The 17,258-nt window shown below is 59.0% G+C and carries 14 protein-coding genes; 1 reads left to right on the top strand and 13 read right to left on the bottom strand.

What is annotated here, in order from left to right; translation table 11 throughout:
• The 5 genes from AC1DT3_RS03065 to AC1DT3_RS03045 all read right to left on the bottom strand — a co-directional run.
• Positions 1-422, bottom strand: a 422-nt coding sequence (locus AC1DT3_RS03065; RefSeq protein ID WP_477463771.1) for a M55 family metallopeptidase, incomplete at its 3' end; no start/stop codon positions are given.
• A gap of 57 nt (positions 423-479) precedes the next feature.
• Entirely contained in the window at positions 480-1,379 is a 900-nt protein-coding gene (locus AC1DT3_RS03060; protein ID WP_477463770.1) for an ABC transporter permease subunit, read from the bottom strand.
• A gap of 5 nt (positions 1,380-1,384) precedes the next feature.
• Positions 1,385-2,305, bottom strand: coding sequence for a glutathione ABC transporter permease GsiC (gene gsiC, locus AC1DT3_RS03055; protein WP_477463769.1), 921 nt, complete (start codon positions 2,303-2,305; stop codon positions 1,385-1,387).
• Positions 2,306-2,388: 83 nt separating this feature from the next.
• Complete coding sequence (locus tag AC1DT3_RS03050) at positions 2,389-3,930, bottom strand: glutathione ABC transporter substrate-binding protein (RefSeq protein WP_477463768.1); 1,542 nt, start codon at positions 3,928-3,930, stop codon at positions 2,389-2,391.
• Positions 3,931-4,000: 70 nt separating this feature from the next.
• Positions 4,001-5,863: an ABC transporter ATP-binding protein gene (locus tag AC1DT3_RS03045; RefSeq protein ID WP_477463767.1), complete on the bottom strand. Its 1,863-nt coding sequence runs from the start codon at positions 5,861-5,863 to the stop codon at positions 4,001-4,003.
• Positions 5,864-6,091: 228 nt separating this feature from the next.
• Between AC1DT3_RS03045 and AC1DT3_RS03040 the strand changes: the two genes are divergently transcribed.
• Positions 6,092-7,003, top strand: a complete 912-nt coding sequence (locus AC1DT3_RS03040; protein WP_477463766.1) for a LysR family transcriptional regulator — start codon at positions 6,092-6,094, stop codon at positions 7,001-7,003.
• Between the two features lie 54 nt (positions 7,004-7,057).
• Here AC1DT3_RS03040 and AC1DT3_RS03035 read toward each other — a convergent pair whose 3' ends face one another.
• From AC1DT3_RS03035 to AC1DT3_RS03000, 8 genes are all read right to left on the bottom strand, one after another.
• Complete coding sequence (locus tag AC1DT3_RS03035) at positions 7,058-10,276, bottom strand: error-prone DNA polymerase (protein ID WP_477463765.1); 3,219 nt, start codon at positions 10,274-10,276, stop codon at positions 7,058-7,060.
• Positions 10,273-11,775 carry a Y-family DNA polymerase gene (locus AC1DT3_RS03030; protein WP_477463764.1) on the bottom strand — a complete coding sequence of 501 codons (1,503 nt, stop codon included), beginning with the start codon at positions 11,773-11,775 and terminating at the stop codon, positions 10,273-10,275. Before AC1DT3_RS03030 ends, AC1DT3_RS03035 begins: the two co-directional genes overlap by 4 nt.
• On the bottom strand, positions 11,693-12,364 hold the full coding sequence (locus AC1DT3_RS03025; protein WP_477463763.1) for an ImuA family protein: 672 nt from the start codon (positions 12,362-12,364) through the stop codon (positions 11,693-11,695). The genes AC1DT3_RS03030 and AC1DT3_RS03025 overlap by 83 nt, the downstream gene beginning before the upstream one ends.
• A 369-nt stretch (positions 12,365-12,733) precedes the next feature.
• Positions 12,734-14,149, bottom strand: coding sequence for an FAD-binding oxidoreductase (locus tag AC1DT3_RS03020; RefSeq protein WP_477463762.1), 1,416 nt, complete (start codon positions 14,147-14,149; stop codon positions 12,734-12,736).
• 22 nt (positions 14,150-14,171) lie between these two features.
• Entirely contained in the window at positions 14,172-15,020 is an 849-nt protein-coding gene (locus tag AC1DT3_RS03015) for an HpcH/HpaI aldolase/citrate lyase family protein (RefSeq protein ID WP_477463761.1), read from the bottom strand.
• Positions 15,014-15,874, bottom strand: a complete 861-nt coding sequence (locus tag AC1DT3_RS03010) for an HTD2 family dehydratase (protein WP_477463760.1) — start codon at positions 15,872-15,874, stop codon at positions 15,014-15,016. The genes AC1DT3_RS03015 and AC1DT3_RS03010 overlap by 7 nt, the downstream gene beginning before the upstream one ends.
• The gene (locus tag AC1DT3_RS03005) at positions 15,871-17,016 is read right to left on the bottom strand and encodes a CaiB/BaiF CoA transferase family protein (protein WP_477463759.1); all 1,146 of its coding nucleotides are present in this window, start codon (positions 17,014-17,016) and stop codon (positions 15,871-15,873) included. The genes AC1DT3_RS03010 and AC1DT3_RS03005 overlap by 4 nt, the downstream gene beginning before the upstream one ends.
• A 1-nt stretch (position 17,017) precedes the next feature.
• The coding region (locus AC1DT3_RS03000; protein WP_477463758.1) for an acyl-CoA dehydrogenase family protein at positions 17,018-17,258 on the bottom strand (241 nt) is incomplete at its 5' end.

Here is a 17,258-nt window from a genome sequence, read left to right as displayed (position 1 = left end):
GCTCCGTTCAGCCCCGCCTCACCGATTGGTTTTCCGTTCACGATGGTTCGAGCGAAGGCGAATCCGTTTATCGTGTGGGCCAGGACACCCCTCTCGGCGCCAGCACAGGCGTGGTAACCCAGCAAAATGGCGCCGGCACAATCTGCGGCGAGGCCCTGGATCATGAAAAGCGGCTTCGGTCGCCCAGAGATCAAGCGGGCGCGATGATCCAGTTCGTCGGGAAGGATATTCCGCATCTGGCCGTGGGAATCGTTTACAAGGACCTCGCTCGCTCCGCCGTCGAAGGCACCGGCGATGGCGGCGTTGACCTCGGCGGTCATGAGCCGGCGGGCTCGCTCGTATTCTGGGTTGCCGGGACGTCCTTGTTCCCCGTTCACGACACCTGCAACACCCTCGATGTCGGCCGAAATGAAGATACGCATGAATTCGTCTCCTGAGTTTGGAATTCGCCGGAGTGCCCGGCGCTCAATGGGGCGGCCTTACCCCTGTCGCCGGTCGAGCTTGGGGTCGATGGCGTCGCGCAATCCATCTCCGAGCACGTTGAAGGCGAGAACGGTGATGAAAATGGCGACGCTTGGAACGATCACATAGTGGGGAGCGACGGCGAGATAGTCGCGGGCCCGACTCAGCATTGCTCCCCATTCGGGCGACTCGATCGACGCTCCGAGCCCGATGAAGCTTAGGCTCGATGCGGTAATGATCGAGGTGCCGATTCGCATGGTGAGATAGACGAGCACGTTGGCCACGGTCCCAGGCAGGATGTGGCGAAGCATGATCGAGATATCCGATGCGCCGATGCTCAATGCGGCTTCGATATACGTTGCATTCTTCAATGCGAGAGTACTTCCTCTCACCAGGCGGGCAAATGTCGGAATCGAGAAGATTGAGACCGCAATGATGACGTTCTCGATTCCGGGGCCGAGAATGGCGACGATGGCAATGGCGAGGAGTATGCCCGGAAAGGCGAAGAGAACGTCGCACAGCCGCATCGTCAAAGTGTCGGCCCACCCGCCATAGTAACCGGCCATGACGCCCAGCAGAACGCCGAAGAAGCAGCCGACGGCGACGGCGGTGAAACCGATCTCCAGCGAGATTCGCGCGCCCCAGATCACACGGCTGAGAATATCGCGGCCGAATTCGTCGGTGCCGGCAAGATGCAGAGCCGTCGGAGGAGAGAGCACATTGTCGTAGTCCGTGAAAGCCGGATCATAGGGCGCCAGGAGCGGAGCGAGAAGGGCGACGAGAATAAGAAGTATCACCACTATGCCGGCCACGACCGCCGTCTTCTGTCGACGCAGGCGGCGCCAGACCTCGAAGAAAGGCGTCCTGATCCGGTCTTGCCGTTGGACGTTGCGGGTTGCTTGGGTTGCTTCTGTCATCGATCCTACCTGTAGCGAATTGTCGGATTGATGACCGCGTAAAGAACGTCGACGATTACGTTGATCACGATGAACTCGAGGGAGAAGAGGAGAATTTCCGCCTGAATGACCGGATAGTCCCGCATCTCGACGGCGTCGATCAAAAGGCGCCCGAGACCAGGCCAGGAGAAAACCTTTTCGACAACAATCGCGCCCCCGAGCAGGAAGCCGAACTGAAGTCCTACCATCGTCACGACGGGTATGAGGGCGTTGCGAAGGGCGTGCTTCCAGATAATCGTCCGCTCGGAAAGTCCCTTGGCATACGCCGTTCTGAGATAATCTTCGTTCATCACTTCGACGAATGAGGAGCGTGTGAACCGTGCAATGATGGCAGCGACTGCGGCGCCGAGCGTCAGCGAAGGAAGAACGAAGGTCCGCCAGTCGCCGTATCCGTCGGAGGGAAGCCAACCGAGTTCAACGGCAAAAAACTGGATCAGAACCAGACCGAGTGCAAAAGCCGGAAGAGAGATTCCTGTGACGGCCAATACCATCACGAACTGATCGGACAGCCGCCCGCGTCGTGTCGCCGCGAATATCCCGATCGGCAATCCGAACATGACCGCCCATCCCATCGCCGACAGAGTGAGAAGCAAGGTGGGGATGAACCGCACTCCGATCTCTTCGATGACGGGCCGTCCCGTTCTGAGAGATGTTCCCCATTCGCCCACCACCGCCTGGCTGATGAAGCGCCAATACTGCTCCATCAGCGGGAGATGCAGTCCCAGCCTTTCCCTGATCATCGCGACCTGGATGTCGTCGGCGTCCGGTCCCGCAATAACCCTTGCGGGGTCACCTGGCAGGAGATGCAGGAAAAGAAAGACGAACACGGAAACGATCGCCAGGGTCACGAACAGACCGATCAGACGTCTCGTGATGAAATCAAACATGCGGAGCTACCGATCGCGGGTTCAGCGGCGAAGCGTGCTCCCGGTCGATGGAATATCGGCCGGGAGCACGGCAAAAGTTCCCGTCAATTCAGAGTTGCCTCGTCAGAAACGACGAGCGTGTTGTCGGGCAGAATATAGACACCCTTGAGCCGCTTGCTTTGCGCCCACAGATTGTCTTCGGCACCGAGATAGCCCCACGGAGCTTCGGGCCAGACGATCCGTTGGATCTCGCCGTAGATCTTCTGCCGTTTTCCCTGCTCCGAAACGGCAAGGCCCTCCTGGAGCAGTGCGTCGACCCTTGCGTTCGAGTAGAACCCGATATTGTTGGCCTTCGGCGGCTGTGAGGCGGTGGCAAGGAGTGGGCGCAGTGCCCAATCGCCTTCTCCGGTCGATGGCGACCAAGAACTGAGGTGCATGCGCATTTCGCTGGTCGCTGGCGATACGTTCTGGGTCTTGTCGACGCGCTGGCTGGTCTCCATCGGGATGGCTTTCACCTTGATGCCGACCTGTCCCAGTTGCTGCTGCGCAAACTCCATGGCGCGAATGGTGGTCGACGTATTCGCTCCCCACAGTTCCGTCTCGAACCCGTTCGGATAGCCAGCTTCGGCGAGGAGGGCTTTCGCCTTGGCGGGATCGTAAGGCCACTCGCCCTGGTCCTCGAAGAACTCTACGCTCTTGGTCATGACGGATTGAAGGGGTTGTGCATAGCCGCTGAAGACGATTTTCGCGAAGGCTTTCTTGTTGATGGCGAAGTTGACGGCCTGACGGACCCTGACATCGTCAAACGGCTTCTTCTGCGTGTTGAGTGCCAGGTAGCGCACAAGAGAACTCGAGCGTGCGACCGCCTCGACTCCTTCACGGCCCTTGATGGATTCCATTTGTTCCGGAGCCATCGGGTAGATAAAATGCGCACCGCCCGACAGGAGTGAGGCGACGCGAGTATTATTCTCAGGCGTCGGCTTGAGGACCACCCCATCGATCTTCGGCAAGCCTGGCTTATAATAGGTCTCATTGCGCGTCAGCGTCAGCTGATTGCTCCGCCGCCACTCGACAAACTTGAATGGGCCGGCGCCGACCGGATTGCTGCCGAAATCTTTGCCATACTTGGCGATCGCAGCCGGGCTCATGATCGCGGCTGACGGATGGGCCAGGACGTTGATCATGGATGAGAAGGGTTCCTTGAGCTTAATGCGCACGGTGTTGTCATCGACGACTTCCGTGCTCGCGATGTTGGCGAACAGCGTATACCGCTTGTGCTTGTTCTCCGGGTTGCTGACGCGATCGAATGTAGCCTTCACGGCTTGCGCATTGAACGTCGTTCCATCGTGAAACAGAACTCCCTTGCGTAGTTTGATGGTGAATTCCTTGGCATCTCCGCTGACCGTGTAGCCTTCAGCAAGCACCGGAATCACCTTCATGGTCTCGTCGAAGCCGAAGAGGCCCGGCATGATCATGCGCTGGGCCGAGAACGAAAGGTTATCGCTCGATTCGTGCGGGTCGAGCGTCGTGAAGTCCAATGAAATACCGATCGTAACCGGTTCTGCACAAGCCGTCGTGACGCCCGCGACCGTGAGGAGAGAGGCGACCGCGAGGCGAGTCCAGTGTGGGGTGATTTGAATAGTCATGAGGATTTCCCTTGGTTGGTTCGCCCGGCAACCGGGTCTTGGTTTTCGATTTCAAAGCATTTGTGACGGTTCATGCCGCGGCGTGATCCGCAACGAAATGACCTGGGCCGACTTCTCGCAGAACAGCCCGCACGGGAGCATCGTCGACCGCACGAATGGGACTTGGAATTTCTCTTGTCGTCAGCATGCGCATCCCGCGCCTCGCGCGAGGGTCGGCGATTGGGACGGCCTCCATGAGCGATCGGGTGTATGGATGCTGAGGATTTTCGAAGACGGCGCGACGGCTGCCAATCTCGACGATCTGGCCGAGATACATCACTGCCACGCGATGGCTGATCCGTTCGACGACGGCCATGTCATGGGAGATGAAGAGATAGGAGATTCCGAGTTTCTCCTGAAGCTCCATGAACAGGTTGATGACCTGGGCCCTGATCGAGACGTCGAGAGCCGAAACAGCTTCGTCGGCGACGATCAGTTTGGGATTCGTGGCGAGGGCGCGTGCAATGCAAATGCGCTGACGCTGCCCGCCTGAAAACTCGTGCGGATACCGCTTTGCATGGTCTGGCGACAATCCGACCAGTCGTAGAAGTTCGGAGACCCTCTCGTTCCTATCATTGCCATCGGCAAGGCGATGGACCAGCAGCGGCTCGGCGATGGAGAATCCGACGGTCATGCGGGGATCGAGAGATGCGAAGGGATCCTGGAACACCATCTGGCATTGCTGCCGGAGCGGTCGCATTTCGTGCCGGGGCAATCCAGCGATCTGGTTTCCCTCCAGCCAGACCTCACCGGCATCCGGCTTCACCAGATTCAAAATCGTCCGTCCCGTCGTCGATTTTCCACATCCGGATTCGCCAACGAGAGCGAGCGTCTCGCCCGCCATGATGTCGAAGCTGACATGCTCCACGGCATAGACACGCCGTTTCACCTTGCGCAGCAATCCGGATGGCAAGTCGAAATTCTTGACGAGGCCTTCGACCTTCAGCACGGGATCGCCTGTGAGCTGCTCGCGCTCCGCAGCTTTTGACGGCGGCGCAGCGTCGTCCTGAATTCGGCCCGTTTCGAGATGCGAAAAACGGGCCGGATGATCCTTGCCGCGCATGCTGCCGAGAGCCGGTACCGCCGCTAGCAATGCCTTTGTATAGGGATGGTGCGGGTGCGCGAAGAGGTTGTAGACGTCGTTTTCCTCGACCTTGCGGCCATTGCGCATGACGACGACGCGGTCGGCCATTTCGGCAACGACACCCATATCGTGCGTGATGAAGATGACCGCCATGCCGAGCTCCGCCTGCATCTCCCTGATCAGCCCCAGGATCTGCGCCTGGATGGTGACGTCGAGCGCCGTTGTGGGTTCATCCGCGATCAGCAGGCGAGGGCGGCAGGACAAGGCCATCGCTATCATCACGCGCTGGCGCATGCCTCCGGATATCTGGTGTGGATAGCGATCCAGCACCTGCTCAGCGTCAGGGATGCGCACAAGCTCCAGAAGACGTCTCGCCTCCGCACGAGCCTCTCGTTTGGGGAGTTTTCTGTGAAGCGCAATTGCCTCCGATATCTGGTCGCCCACGGGAAAGACCGGGTTGAGCGACGTCATGGGCTCCTGAAATATCATCGCGATTTCAGAACCCCTGATCTCGCGGATATCATCTCGATTGAGGGTCGCGAGGTCGATCTGGTCGCCGTTCCCGCGCCGAAAGAGGATTTGACCTTCTCGCGGCCGCCCCCCTCCGAGATGTGTGAGACCAAGAATACTGAGCGCTGTTACAGACTTGCCGGACCCGGATTCTCCGACGATGGCGACGGTTTCGCCCGATGCGACCCGCAGGGAGACCTGGTCGACCGCAACGGTCTCGTTCTCTCCCGTACCAAAGGAAACGGAAAGGTCTCGGATCTCGAGGAGGCTGTCGTCGTCGGAGGGCTCAACCGTGATCATTGGATCCCACTCGAGAAATGCCCGCTGGGGCAGGACGCATTAACAAGCAGGGGGATGCTATGGATCGGGGCTAGGCCTGTCTAAGTCCGAGTGTGGCAATCGTCATTCCGAGAATGCAATCGGCGGTGCGGGTCTCGACAGGCACGTTTCATGACGGCACGATCTGCTTGTCATGGCGACTCATGGCGACCCGTGGCGATGCGGGCGGGACGCCCCGGGGAATGATACATGGAAATCAAATGGCTCGAAGATTTTATCGCGCTCGGTAATACCTTCAGCTTCACGCGGTCGGCCGAAATGCGGCACGTCACGCAATCAGCATTCAGCCGCCGCATCAGGCGACTCGAAGCCTGGCTCGGCGTTGCCTTGATCGATCGGGCGAGCTATCCGCCTCGGCTTTCACCGGCGGGGCAGAGCTTTCTCCCGACGGCGCAAGAAGCCCTGCGCCTTCTCCATCAAGCCAGGAGCGAGTTTCGCCATCAGGGCGGCCCACATGCCAGAACGATCACCTTTACGGCCCTCCACACGCTGTCCTTGACCTTTTTCCCGCACTGGCTCCGTCAGGCGGAAACCCGTTTCGGTGCGTTGCAATCGCGGTTATGCGCCGACAGGGGAAGTATGGAGGCGAATGTGGGCTCTCTGACGGAGGGCGAATGCGATTTTCTGCTCACATACGCCCATCCAGCCGTGCCTTTTTTGCTTGATCCTTCCCGTTTCGAAGCAAGGCTCCTTGGAGAGGAGAGGGTCATCCCCGTGTCTGCCCCCGATCCGAGCGGCCAGCCCCTCCACGTCGTCGGATCGAGCAAGCAGGCGGTCCGGTATCTCGGTTACTCGCCCAACTCGTTCTTCGGAATTGGTCTCGCCAATCTGTTTGAGGAGAGGGCGCTCAACAGACTCACAGTGCACGAGAACACCATGTCGRCTGGGTTGAAAGCCATGGCTATGGCTGGATGGGGACTGGCCTGGATCCCACAGAGCCTGATTGCGACTGAACTGGCAGAGGGAACGCTCGTTCGTGCTTGCGACCCGTCTTGGGACTTGATCGTCGAGATCCGGCTTTACCGGTGTCTTGCCAATCAGCGTGCGATCGTCAACCGGTTTTGGTCCTTCACGATGGAACCTGAAGCAATGGAGCCTTGAGAGATGGCCGATTGCTTGAGATGCACTTCGCAAAAGTGCGGCGCGGTGGGTTCTTCATCGAAAATCCCGTGTCTTAATTCGGATGGATGCCGGTTCAGACAGATCCCGTGAGACGGAGCCCTGGTGAGAGGCGTCTGTTTCATCAAGACCGAGTTCTTGTTGGGCGGGATCGTGACGCGTGCCGACGCTCTTGAGAAATTCCGAGAGGTCGATCATGTGCTCCGCCACCACATGAATAACGCTGCCCTGGCGTTGCACAAGACCTCTGCAGGCGATCATGCTGGCTGACATGATCGGTCGGCGTAGCCTCTCAAAAAGTGGCGGCCGGACGATGAGGTTGGCGATATCGGTTTCATCCTCGATCGTGATGAAAATAACGCCGCTGGCCGAATCGGGTCTCTGGCGCACGAGAATGATCCCGCCCACCGTGATACGCTCGCCGTTGCGGGCATTCTTTAGAACCTCGCACGCGGAGATACGTCTCGTCGCGAGATCGTGCCTGAGGAACGCTACCGGATGACGGCGAAGCGTCAGGCCTTTGGAGCGATAATCTTCCACCACTTCGCGACCTTGCGTCATGGGAATTAGCGCGACATCAGGCTCGATGATCTCCGGCCGAAGACGCTTTTCGTGATCGTCTGCAGCTGCAAAGAGCTCCAGCGGTCTATTGCCCAAACCTTTGATGTGCCATAGCGCGTCGCGTCTGTTGAGGCCGATCGATCCGAACGCATCGGCTTCAGCCAACCGCTCAAGATCCGACAAGGACAGCTTGCTCCGTCGCCACATGTCTTCGATCGAGGCAAATGGTCTTCCGCTGCGGGCCTTCGCGATCGAGTCGTCTCTTTCTCCAAGCCCTCGCACCAAGCGAAGCCCGAGGCGCACGGCATAACCTTCGCCGTTTCTTTCAAGGGTCGAGTCCCATTGTGAATGATTGACATCGACCGGCCTGACCTCGACGCCATGTTGCCGGGCATCGCGAACGAGCTGCGCGGGCGCATAGAAGCCCATCGGCTGCGCGTTCAAGATAGCGCAGCAGAACACATCCGGGTAATGGCATTTCACCCACGAGGACGCATAGGCGATGATTGCGAAGGAAGCTGCATGGCTCTCGGGAAAACCATACGAACCAAACCCTTCGAGCTGCTTGAAGATACGTTCGGCAAAGTCGCGTTGGTACCCGCGCTCGATCATGCCTTCGATCAGCTTGGTTTGGAACGCCGATACGTCGCCCTTGGCTTTGAAGGTCGCCATGGCGCGCCGCAAAAGATCAGCCTCCGAAGGCGTGAAACCTGCGCATTCGATGGCCACTCGCATCGCCTGTTCCTGAAACAGCGGCACGCCGAGCGTCTTGCCTAAAACTTTTTCCAGTTCCGGCGTCGGGTAGCTTACCGGCTCCCGACCTTCCCGGCGGCGAATATAGGGATGCACCATGTCGCCTTGAATTGGTCCGGGGCGAACGATGGCGACTTCGATGACGAGATCGTAAAAGCACTTGGGTTTCAGGCGCGGCAGCATGGACATTTGCGCTCGGCTCTCGATTTGAAAAACACCGACCGTGTCGGCTCGCTGGATCATCTCAAAAGTCGCGCTGCTGTCTTCCTTCTGGACGCTGGCGAGATCGTGATCGACGCCTTTGTATTCGCGCATCAGCTCGAAGGCGCGGCGCATGCAGCCGAGCATGCCGAGACCGAGCACATCTACTTTCATGAATTTAAGCGTTTCAATATCGTTCTTGTCCCATTCGATGACCTGTCGATCTTCCATGGCGGCAGGCTCGATGGGGACCAGATCGTCAAGTCGATCCTGCGTCAGCACGAATCCGCCGGGATGCTGCGACAGATGACGTGGCGCGCCGATCAATTGGCTCGCCAACGTCATGGTAAGTCGCAAACGCGGATCATTAAGATTGAGGTTGAGTTCATTGGCCTCCTTCTCACTGACGCCTTTGTCACTCCAACCCCAGACGAGGCCGGACAAGGCGCCCGTCACATCCTCCGGCACACCCAGAACCTTGCCCACCTCCCGCACGGCGCCGCGGGCCCGATAACAGCTGACGACAGCCGTCAGGGCGGCATGATTGCGTCCGTAGGTTTCATAGATCCACTGAATGACCTCTTCGCGCTTGTCATGCTCGAAATCGACGTCGATATCCGGCGGCTCRTYGCGMTCCTSGGAAATGAAACGTTCAAACAGAAGATCCGTTTTCACAGGGTCGATGGATGTGATGTAAAGAGCGTAGCAGACAGCAGAGTTGGCCGCAGAACCCCGACCTTGGCAAAGAATTTTCTTAGATCGGGCAAAATCAACGATGGCATTGACGGTCAGAAAGTATGGGGCATAGCCCAAACTATCGATCAACTGCAGCTCATGCCGGAGCTGCGTTGAAACCTGCTCCGGCACACCTTCGGGGAATCGTCGTGCAATACCTTCCCAGGTCAGTCGCTCGAGTTTTCGTTGCGCAGTCTCGTTGCCGTCCGTTTCCGTCGGATATTGGTAGCTGAGCTCATCGAGGGAAAATGTACAACGCCGCACGATCTCAATCGTTCGCGCCACGGCTTCAGGGTGGCGTTCGAAAAGCCGGACCATCTCGTCTGCTTCCTTGAGAAAGYGATCCGCATGGCGTTCAAGGCGAAATCCGGCTGCATCGATGGTGCATTTCTGACGGATGCAAGATACCACGTCTTGCAGCGGTCGACGCTCGGGATGGTGATAGAGGATATCACCTAGCGCTACCGTCGGTACGTGCGCCCATTGAGCGGCCTGTTCGATCTCCCATAGACGCATGTGCTCGCCCGGACCAAATCGGCGGATCAGCGCCATATAGGCGCGATCGTTGAAGGTTTTTCTCAAGCGACGAAGATCGGTGTCCAGTCGCTCGTTGACTTCATCGCCAAGAAGGATGGCGATCATGCCTTCGTTCCAGGCTGCCACATCCTCCCACATCAGCATGCATTTGCCCTTGCCCGCGCGGCTCTTGCCGAGGCTGAGCAATCGACAGAGGCGGGAATAGGCTGCGCGATCCTTTGGGTAGACCAGCAGCGACGTTCCGTCCGCCAGATCGAGCCTGCACCCCACCACGAGTCGGATGCCTGTTTCCTTGGCGGCTTCGTGGGCCTTCACAATTCCGGCAAGCGAGTTGCGGTCCACGATCCCAAGCGCATCGAGTCMCAAAAGCTTCGCTTGATTGAATAATTCGTGGGGACTCGATGCGCCGCGCAGGAATGAGTAATGCGTCGTAACCTGAAGTTCGGCGTATCTCTCAGCGTAGATCATGGGAAAACGCCATGCAGCCACCACCGCGCGGATTGATCGGCTGGCGCATCGCGAAAAATCCAGAAACGGGCACCTGCTTCATCCTCAATGCGGTAATAATCGCGAAGACCGAAGTTATTTTCAGCACCGCACCACCATTCACCGGTGATACGTTCCGGACCATCCGCCTTGATCACGCGATGGCGTACGCGCCGCCAAATGAAGAAGGCTGGTGGATGATCAGGCAGCAAAGCGGTCGCTGTGACGGGTTCAGGATGTTCGAGAAGCCGGGTCGGGCGCGGATTATTCTCGGGCCAACTCCGATCGGCCGGAGGTGAAAGCGCCGCTACGCGTTTGACCGAGCGTTCAGGAACGTGGCTCTCGACTGGCAGCAATCGATAGACTCTGTCGGCTCCCAGTCTTGCTCCCAATCGGTCGACAAGGCGGCTCAGATCGACAGCTCTGCTTGCATTCTTGAGATCCTGGACTTCCACTTGATGGGCGTTCAAAGGCTCGACCTTGCTGGCCACGAGCACGGCGGCCTCGATGCCGAAACCTGGATCGATGGTTTGAAGGCGTTCTTCGAAGAGTTTGGCGAGATGGAGCGCCTCTCGCGTCGCACGCGCAGTTCCGATCCGCAAAGCGACGCTGTGACGATCGATGCGCTCGAAAAAAAGATCGAGGCGCCGTACGCCAAGATCTTGCTGGGCCAAATCCTGGCAGAGGGCAACGGTCAATTGGTTCAGCACCTCCTTCATGTCGTCCAGACGCCCGATAGGCTCAGACAAAATGAGACGTCGGGATGGCGTCTCTTTCGGCATCAACGGATTGAGCGGTTCGAAGACATGACCATGAAGCTGGTCCAGACGCAGAACGACTTCTTTGCCGAAACGACGCGTCATGGGAGCGCGCGGCATGCGGGCAAGCTGACCGATACGGTCGATTCCCAACAAGTTCAGGCTCTCAACGGTCTCCGCGGGCAAGCGCAAGCCTGCGACAGGTAATTCTTCAACGACCTCCTTCGTTCGACCCGGCGGCACGATACTCTGATGTCCATAACGCGCCATCGCCCAAGCAACACCCGGCGTATCGGCAACGCTCGCCATGGCGTTGATGCCCTGTCGATTGAGCCGGTGGAGAAGATCGGCGACGAGGGGTTGCTCGCCACTAAATAGATGGGACGCACCGGCGATATCGATCCAGATTCCATCCGGTGGACAGAGTGCGACGAGCGGCGAATAGCCAATGCACCAACGGGCTAGAGCGTTCAAAGCCGYTTCGTCCTTCTCTGGGGTTGCTTGAACGTTGCGAAGATCGGGCACCATCGCTGATGCGTGCGCCACCGTTTGACCGATACGAAGGCCCAGCGCATGCGCATTGCGATCGACCGCGCCGATGAGACGCCGCGATCCTTCGGTTACAACCGTCACCAACGGCTCATCCGGCGAGAGCGCGTCGTTCTGCCGTCTGATCCTGTCGGTCGGCCATGTGGGTAAGTAGAGCGAGACGACCCTTCTCATCACAGGCCTCCACAATCCAGGAATGAGGTTCACCGCCCCGGCAGCGCAGAAGCTCGACCTGCCAGCGGCCACGGCCGAGGCCGGGCACAGGCAGCGTCTGAGACACGACAGGCGAGATGCGCCAGCGCGTGACGGCGGCGTTTGGCAGCGTGGTCAATTCTCTTTCGCGAACGTTCCACCAGCGACGGAGCGCAAAAACCGGCACGCCCGATGTCTCTGCCGCCAATTGGAGACGGCGCGAGGCGGTCAGTCCGAGTCCTGTGACCTCCCCAATGACCGCGGCCAGACTTTTTTCCCGAAGACCTTCTTCCATCGCGACCAAAACGTCGCGCTCGCGAAACGTCTCCGCATAGATCACCAAATCCGGATGCAGGCCCGCATTCATCAGTCCGGGGGCGAACAGATCCCGTCGGCTGAGGCACCACAAAACAGGTCCCTTCAGACGACTTACGATGCCGGCTGTAAAAAGCGTTGCAGCTCCTGAGAACTCCGCGGCCGGCCCACCTTCCGTGATCTCATGCAAAGTTCCGAGAGCTAAACCGCCGCCAGGAAGCCGGTCGTCCAATGCCGGGACATCGAATTTCAACACTCCCCGATGGCCTAAACTCCCCTCCAGAGCCTCAACTTCCCGCCGTAACGCGGCAAAAATACTTTTTCGCCCGGCACGCATGCACCTTGCCCAATCAGATTTGCCTCAATGATTGTTCTTATTTTGTTCTCTTCAGGCAGAAGAGTCAATCGACTTGAAACCTCGAAGAGGTGCGTTACAGCTTCTGTTGTCGTTTGAGGCCAAACCTCACGGCGTGGAGTAGTCATCGCTGTCGGTGAAGGCATTCGCTGGGCTCTTCGCGGCTATCCGCACCCCGGACCATTGCCCCGAAACGGCGGAAGCGAGATGGCTTTCCTGACATACCAATAAGAGAAGCGTGAGTGGAGCCATGCTCGGTGCCAGTGTGCTTCAGTCGAAGATCTTGCCGGGATTGAGGATGTTGCCGGGGTCCAACGCCTGCTTCAAGATTTTCATAGCGGCGACCTGGGCCGGTCGGTAAGCCGCGAGCTCTTTCTTCTTGAGAAGACCTATTCCATGTTCGGCGCTGATCGTTCCGCCCATTGACACCGCCATGTCGTAGACAGCTTCGCTCAGGGCAGAAGACTTGTCCCTGAAAGTCGCCGCCGTACGGTTTCGCGCCGGACTCAGATTGAAGTGGATGTTGCCGTCTCCAAAATGGCCGAAGGGCACGACGAGAATGCCTGGAAGAATGGCTTCGACCGCCCTTTCGGCAGAGGCGATGAACTCTGCCACTCGCGATATGGGCACGGCGACGTCGTGTTTAAGCTGCGGTCCCTCCAAAGCTTGCGCCTCGACGATTGCTTCCCGCGTTCGCCACAGCGATTCACGCTGTTGGTCGTTCTGCGCGATCGTTCCGTCAAGGACGAGTTCCCGCGTCAGAGCGTCCTCCAGAAGCGCTTCGAGCATTGCACGAAGCTGCCCCGGCTCATCACGGCTCGATGTGAGCTCGATGAGCAGGTAGAACTCACTGGAGGTCGACAGGGCAGGTCGTGTTCCGGGAACATGCTTGACGGCAAGGTCGAGGCCAGTGCGAGGAATGATCTCAAACGCGGACAGAAGGTCTGCCGTCTGATCTCGGAACAGACCGAGCAAATCTGTCGCCCGATCCAAGCCCTCAATTGCGAGGAAACAGGTCTCGCGTTGCCGAGGTTTGGGAAATAGCTTGAGACACGCGGCGGTGATGATTCCGAGGCAGCCTTCGCTGCCGACATAAAGACCTTTTAGATCGAATCCGGTGTTGTCTTTTCTGAGGCTACCCATGAGGTCGAGGACCTCGCCGTCGGGGAGGACGACCTCGAGGCCGAGGGTCAGATCGCGAACCATGCCGTAGCGCAGGACATTCAATCCGCCGGCATTGGTCGCAAGATTTCCACCGATCGTGCAACTCCCTTCCGCTCCCAGGCTTAAGGGAAACAGGCGGTCGACGTGCAGAGCAGCCTGCTGGATGTCGTGCAGAATGCACCCTGCCTCCACAGTGATCGCGAAATCATCCGGGTCGACCGCGCGGATGCGGTTCATGCGCGAAAGATTCAGGATGATCTGACGACGTTCTCCCGGAACGGCCGATCCGCCGACGAGTCCGGTGTTTCCGCCTTGCGGGACAATGGGAATGCGGGCTTCGCGACAAAGTGCGACGATGCGAGAAACGTCGAGCGTCGAGACCGGACGTACGACCGCCAAGGGCAGGCTTTTGTAGAGATTGCGCCAGTCGGTCGTGTAGGACGCCATATCGCTCTCGGCAGACAGGCAATTGTCCCGCCCCACGATGTCTTCGATCCGGGACAGGGTGCTAAGGTCGGACATAGGCGATACCCTCGACACCGATCTACTCCTTTTGGAACTGCCTAGGAATCACCGATGTGCCGCTTGGCCTTCTGGACGATAAAATTTGGCGAGCTTTCAAGAGAACTGGGCGATCAACCATCATGCCGTCGACTTTCGCCACGCCGCCCCGCTCGCACGCGAGCACGCGCTCCGCCCACGCGATCTGATCGTCGCTTGGGGCGAATGCTGTCCGGATGTGCGGGATCTGCCGCGGATGGATGGCGAGCTTGCCTCCGAAACCAAGGCCCGACACACGCCTCGCTTCCATTTCGATTAAACCGGTGTCGTCGATGGACGGTGTCACACCATCTATCGGTGCGGATAACCCGTACGCGCGCGAACGAAGGACGAGCTCACTTCGTGCCGTGATCAGATTGTCCCAAGTGGGGATGCATCCGACGTCGAGCGCGAAATCCAGAGAGCCGAACGCGAGGACGTTGGCGCCTTGTCCGCTGAGGATCTCGGACAAATTGATGAGTCCACGCGCCGACTCGATGAGAGGGATGACTGGAACGGCTCGACCAAGGGCGGTCTGCACGGCAATTAGATCCGCTGCCGATTCCGTCTTCGGAAGCATAACGGCAGCGAGGGAAATGGAAGAAAGCGCCGCAAGATCGATCTTGAACCAGTCCGTAGTCGGACCGTTGATGCGCACGATTACCGGAATATCCCGCAAGGTGTGGCGAGCAACATTCGACCTGGCGTCGTCCTTGTTTTCCGGCGCGACGGCGTCTTCGAGATCCAAGATCACGGCATCGGACCCGCTTTGAGCCGCTTTGGCAAAGCGATCCGGACGATCACCCGGCACGAATAGCGGCGCGACAGGCGGATGAAAATCAGTAATCACCATTCCGCTTCCGCCTTCATGCCGATCGTGCCTCGATCCGTCGTACTCCAACATTCCACCGCGCTGTCGGCTTTGCGCAGGGCCGCAAGACGAATCGGTTCTCCTGAATGAACAGGGCCGACGCCGCGATAGCTGAACCGTTTGGGCGTTCTGCCATAGAGAGTTGCGGCGAGATTCAGGAGGAAAGTTGCTTGTAAGGGTCCATGCACGACGAGGCCTGGATAACCTTCGACCTCCGTCGCATAAGGGAAATCATAGTGGATGCGATGGCTGTTGAACGTGAGTGCGGAATAGCGAAACAGGAGCGTCGGAGATGCATCGACCGACCACGTCAAGTCAGAGGAATAATTCTCTTGTTTCTCCTCCAACGGCGCGGCAGCGGATTGCGGGGAAATCGCCCGTACGGCCTCGCGGTAGACAATGTCCTGCCGCTCACGGATGGCGATCCCGCGTTCCGTCGAGATCTCATGCATTACGGTCACAAAGCACAAAAGTCCCGATCGTCCCTCGGTTGCGCGAAGTCCGGAGATGGTCGAGCGCCGCTCGGTAACGTCGCCGATTCGAAGCTCGTCGATGAACTCGATCTCGCCTCCCGCCCACATGCGGCGGGGCAGGGGAATGGGTGGAAGGAAGCCACCTTTCACGGGATGGCCGTCCGAGCCGAGTTCTCCTGTCGGCGTACGCGGAGGGGCGAGGCACCAGTGGATTCCGAGCGAAGCCCCTGCCGATGATGCGGGTGCGAGGTGCGGTGTGAGCGTTGCATCGAACAGAGCGGCGAGCTTAGGTGTGATCACATCGGTGGCGGTTTCCGCCCGTCCGATCCAACTTTTCATCTGATCGAGATCCATGACGGTCATCGAGTAGCCTCATGGTGTGAAAATTCCGACCTGATATCGGCAGTTTGAGCGCCCAGACCCGGGACGACAGCGGTGTTCAAGCTGTGCCTGCCAGCCGGACGCGGAAGCGTGATGCTCCTGCCGTCTGGCAGCAAGGCTTCGATGCGCCGCAAGGCCGGATGGGCGCAAAGGTCGTCGATGGATGATACTCGGGACCACGCGATCTGGTTGGCATCGAGCCTCTCGATTGCGGCATCACGAGCCAATTCTGCGAAAATTGGTGCAATTTCCGCATCGAGCAGCTGCCGGTTCTCGACACGCGAGGGATTGTCGGCAAAACGCGGATCGTCACAGAGATCCGATCGCTGCAGAACGCCTGCGCAGAAGCGCCGCCATTCGATGGGATTTTGAACGGCAATCACCACCTCGCCGTCGCGGCAGGCGTAGGGCCTATAGGGATAGATGGAAGCATGGGAGAGCCCATGACGCTTCGTATCCCGTTGCGCATGTTCGCGATGGAGAAGCGGCACTGTCATCCAGTCGGCCATGCCGTCGAACATGGCGACTTCGATCGCCTGTCCTCTCCCTGACTTGTCTCGTGCGATCAGCGCCTCGAGAATCGCAGCATGTGCGTTCATGCCCGTCGCGATGTCGGCGGCCGATACGCCGACTTTCGAGGGCGTATCATCTGTTCCCGTCACGGAACAGAGTCCGCTCTCCGCCTGGACGAGCATGTCGTATGCCCGCATGTCCCGATAGGGCGTGGTCTGGCCGAAACCGACGATGTCGACCGCGATGAGACGCGGATGCTTCTCGATGAGCTGCGCGGCGCCGAGGTTGAGACGAGTGGTTGCGCCTGGCGCCAGGTTTTGGACGAAGATGTCCGCATGCGCGACCATCCGGTGGACGAGGGCGAGATCGTTCGCGTCCTTGAGATCGAGGACCGCACTTTCCTTGCCTCGATTCAGCCAAGCGAAATACGCCGACACGCCCTTGACGGCTTTGTCGTAGTGGCGTGCCGTTTCACCGTCCGAGCGCTCGATCTTGACAACCCGCGCGCCAGCATCGGCAAGCCGCAACGTACACAGAGGAGCGGCTACCGCCTGTTCGATGGCGACGACCAGCAATCCCGAAAGCGCGCCCGTGGCGTTTGTCCCTATCATATCAATAGGACCGCGGCAGGCCGAGACGGTGCTCAGCCAGATACGACAGGATCAGGTTCGTGGAGATCGGCGCCACCTGATAGAGCCGCGTCTCGCGGAATTTTCGCTCGACGTCGTATTCCTCGGCGAATGCGAACCCGCCGTGGGTTTGGACGCAAGCGTTCCCTGCTTCCCAGGAGGCGTCGGCGGCGAGCATCTTGGCCATGTTGGCCTCGGCGCCGCAATCCGCTCCTGCCTCATAG

The sequence above is a fragment of the Microvirga sp. P4_G7 genome (assembly GCF_056401005.1).
The sequence above is the reverse complement of the archived record's forward strand: the minus strand, read 5'-3'. Positions and strand labels throughout refer to the sequence as shown.

Bases quoted from the DNA above. Each gene is read 5' to 3' on its own strand.
- AC1DT3_RS03045 (WP_477463767.1), bottom strand. From the start codon at position 5,863: ATGATCACGGTTGAGCCCTCCGACGACGACAGCCTCCTCGAGATCCGA.
- AC1DT3_RS03015 (WP_477463761.1), bottom strand. From the start codon at position 15,020: ATGGTGATTACTGATTTTCATCCGCCTGTCGCGCCGCTATTCGTGCCG.
- AC1DT3_RS03020 (WP_477463762.1), bottom strand. From the start codon at position 14,149: ATGTCCGACCTTAGCACCCTGTCCCGGATCGAAGACATCGTGGGGCGG.
- AC1DT3_RS03050 (WP_477463768.1), bottom strand. From the start codon at position 3,930: ATGACTATTCAAATCACCCCACACTGGACTCGCCTCGCGGTCGCCTCT.
- AC1DT3_RS03005 (WP_477463759.1), bottom strand. From the start codon at position 17,016: ATGATAGGGACAAACGCCACGGGCGCGCTTTCGGGATTGCTGGTCGTC.
- AC1DT3_RS03060 (WP_477463770.1), bottom strand. From the start codon at position 1,379: ATGACAGAAGCAACCCAAGCAACCCGCAACGTCCAACGGCAAGACCGG.
- gsiC (WP_477463769.1), bottom strand. From the start codon at position 2,305: ATGTTTGATTTCATCACGAGACGTCTGATCGGTCTGTTCGTGACCCTG.
- AC1DT3_RS03010 (WP_477463760.1), bottom strand. From the start codon at position 15,874: ATGACCGTCATGGATCTCGATCAGATGAAAAGTTGGATCGGACGGGCG.